Origin of the sequence: Gordonia otitidis NBRC 100426 (genome assembly GCF_000248075.1) — a bacterium.
GTDB classification, from domain to species: Bacteria; Actinomycetota; Actinomycetes; order Mycobacteriales; family Mycobacteriaceae; genus Gordonia; species Gordonia otitidis.
Genome location: NZ_BAFB01000016.1, coordinates 1 through 2,613, shown reverse-complemented (window position 1 = coordinate 2,613; position 2,613 = coordinate 1). Strand labels below are relative to the sequence as shown.

The 2,613-nt window shown below is 61.9% G+C and carries 1 protein-coding gene; it reads right to left on the bottom strand.

Translation table 11 applies throughout. The features are described 5' to 3' along the window. Nucleotides 1–1,352: 1,352 nt before the first annotated feature. On the bottom strand, nucleotides 1,353–2,333 hold the full coding sequence (locus GOOTI_RS01905) for an ADP-ribosylglycohydrolase family protein (RefSeq protein WP_007236859.1): 981 nt from the start codon (nucleotides 2,331–2,333) through the stop codon (nucleotides 1,353–1,355). Nucleotides 2,334–2,613: the final 280 nt, after the last annotated feature.

Below are 2,613 nucleotides of genomic sequence, written 5' to 3'. Positions count from 1 at the left end.
GCCACTCTTCGTCGCGCACGAAGACGATGGAGCCGGGTGAAGCGGTGAAGTGACTTTCTTGTGCGCTAGGCGTTCGACCGGGGGCGTCTGTACTTTGGCTCAACTCACTCGCTCCGTTGCATCGATCAACTGTGTTGTGATGGTACGACGTGATCTGGGCCGCGCGACCACGGGTAGGTGAGGTAAACAACTATGCGTCGCTACTCGTAAGAGCTGGCGCGGCCCACCGACATTGTCGATTGCGCGGTGAGCTGGTCACAGGATTTCGATCACTATGTAGGGAGGACGCAGTTGGCACTTATTCGCTCGCTGGAAGCTGGGAAGGGCGCAGGGAGACCGCCTCAGTCTGAAGTAGACGGAACCTACGTTGTTGTCGACGACCCTAAGCGTGGGCCAATCCTCAAGATCACGACGTATGGCTCGGACTCACGCAAATCAGGGCCGAAGCCCAGTCAAGTTATCGAACTTGACGTACCCATGGCCTCGAAGCTGATGGATATCATCAGGCGCGAGCTCGAGGTCGGTGACTAGGTAGGCCCGCCCTCGTGGCTGGTGTCGGGAGGTAGTTGGGCTCCTCGACGCTCCGTCGATGCACATTGGTTGGCACCGCTCATTGCTCAAGTACCGGAGTTGAGGTCTCGATCGTGCAGCAGCCCATGTGCCAGTGTGCGTGCGCACAGTGAGGTACAAGTAGGGAGCACCCGCGGTGCAGATCGTGGGTTCCACCGAATGTGGTTCACGCACTATCGAGAGCATCGGATTGGCGTACATCGACCGAGGCGTAGCTGCGACTATGGGCCGTAGTCAACGAACGAATCCACCGCGTCCACGGCGCTCGGGCGTGATGGGTACTCGTATGGTGCTCGGTCAGCTCAACGATTCTGGACCAAGGCACCACACGACGAAATGCTGCGCACTGAGACCCAAGATTCGGGCCAGCGGAGTCGCTCGCCGCAACCGCATCGCGGAGAACCGCTACGTCTTCGCCTAGAGCTTCTGCCAGCCAAAGCAACCCCGCGACGCACCGAAAGTGATTGTAGAACGCTCTTGAACTGTCTGACGGATTCCGACGCCCGTACGCACCTGGCCCGTTGTACTCAGATAGCCATCCTAGGATGTGCTCCTTCTGCGTGCGATACCACGCACGACCGCTACTTTGGGACTCATATTCATCGGTAATTTCCTGCTCATCGGGGAGTTTTCGGATTAATGAACAGAGGCGATCAATGGGTATATCGAGCTGCAGTTTCTGATTCACGTCGTTCCTTATCGTATAAACGCGGTCGGCTAAAAGGCAGGAAGGGGATCTCGAACCCGCAGCCGCCAGCGAGGTGTTCGTTTCTCAGCGGGGTTTAGAGGTGGCTTACTGTGACCGGATCGAGTTGGTGGCCTTCAACCACGAAAGGCCACCCGTGCACAGCACCGACCCATTCCTCAGCGAACCCGTCCCGCCCCCAGCGCGCGCCCAGCAGTCCGCCGGTGATGGCCGCGACCGTGTCGGTGTCATCCCCGATCCGGATCGCGGTGTAGAGACTCTCCCTGACATGCGTCGGGCCGTCGTCGGCTGGCGTGTGCAGGATGGATGAGGCGGCTGCCTGCAACGCTGTGACCGTGAAGCCGTTGGGAGTGAAGCGCGCCGGACTCTGGGTCGTGGCGTCAGCGAGCCAGGACCGCCACTGGGATCGACGCTCGTCGGATATCAGGTCAAAGCCAGCCTGAATGTCGACGCGTCCCTCGATGATCGCTACCCGGATTGCTTCGCTCCACAGAACGCACGAGTCTCCTGCGAGTTCGTCAGCATGGGTGAGCGAGGCAACGGCACGGGCGGCCTCGGCGAGCGTCTCGCGGTCGTCGAGGTGAGCCAGCGCTACCGGTCCAGTCCGCATCAGGGCGCCATTACCGGCCGAACGCGGGTGATCGGCGGCGAAGGCGTGCGATTCCTCCCGCATCAACGAGCCCACCGACGCAACTGGCGACTCCCGCAGTCGACGAAGCGTCGCGCTGAGTACCGCTCGCGTCTGGTTGCCGATGTCAGGCGGGTTGCCGTCGAAATCGGTGTACCAGCGCACGAATCCCTGAGCGACAGCGTCGAGGGCCTCCTCCGACGTCAAATCATGCCCATCGGCAACAGCTTCGGCGATCGCCATCGCCATGGAGGTGTCGTCGCTCCATTCGCCGGGGTCGTAGTTGCCGAGACCGCCGCCCTTCATGACTGGAACTTCTTCCGGGCCGAGTCGGGGTTGGAACTCGTAGGGAACACCGAGCGCGTCGCCGATGGCGGTGCCGAGAAGGACCGCGGAGGCGCGGTCAGCTTGCGCGGGACTGAGTTGCATCGGTGGGTAGGCCTTTCGGGTATGGGTGGCTGGTTTCGACACGACGGCTTGGCTGGCGCCTCGCGGTCGGCTCAACCACCGGCGAACTCGCTCGGCATCGGCTAACCACCGCGGAGGTCTCGACAAGCTCGACCACCGGGGCAGCTCGACCATCGGTCCGGCTATCCCCGACGGCCACGCTTACGGTTTCCGAGATGGTACGAGTCGCGCGTCATCTTCGAGACGTAGCCCGCGTCACCTGTGGCGCCAACGGTCCCGAGCTCCTCGATCAGCGACAGCT

Coding starts and splice junctions, on each gene's coding strand:
- GOOTI_RS01905 (WP_007236859.1), bottom strand. CDS start 2,333: ATGCAACTCAGTCCCGCGCAAGCTGACCGCGCCTCCGCGGTCCTTCTC.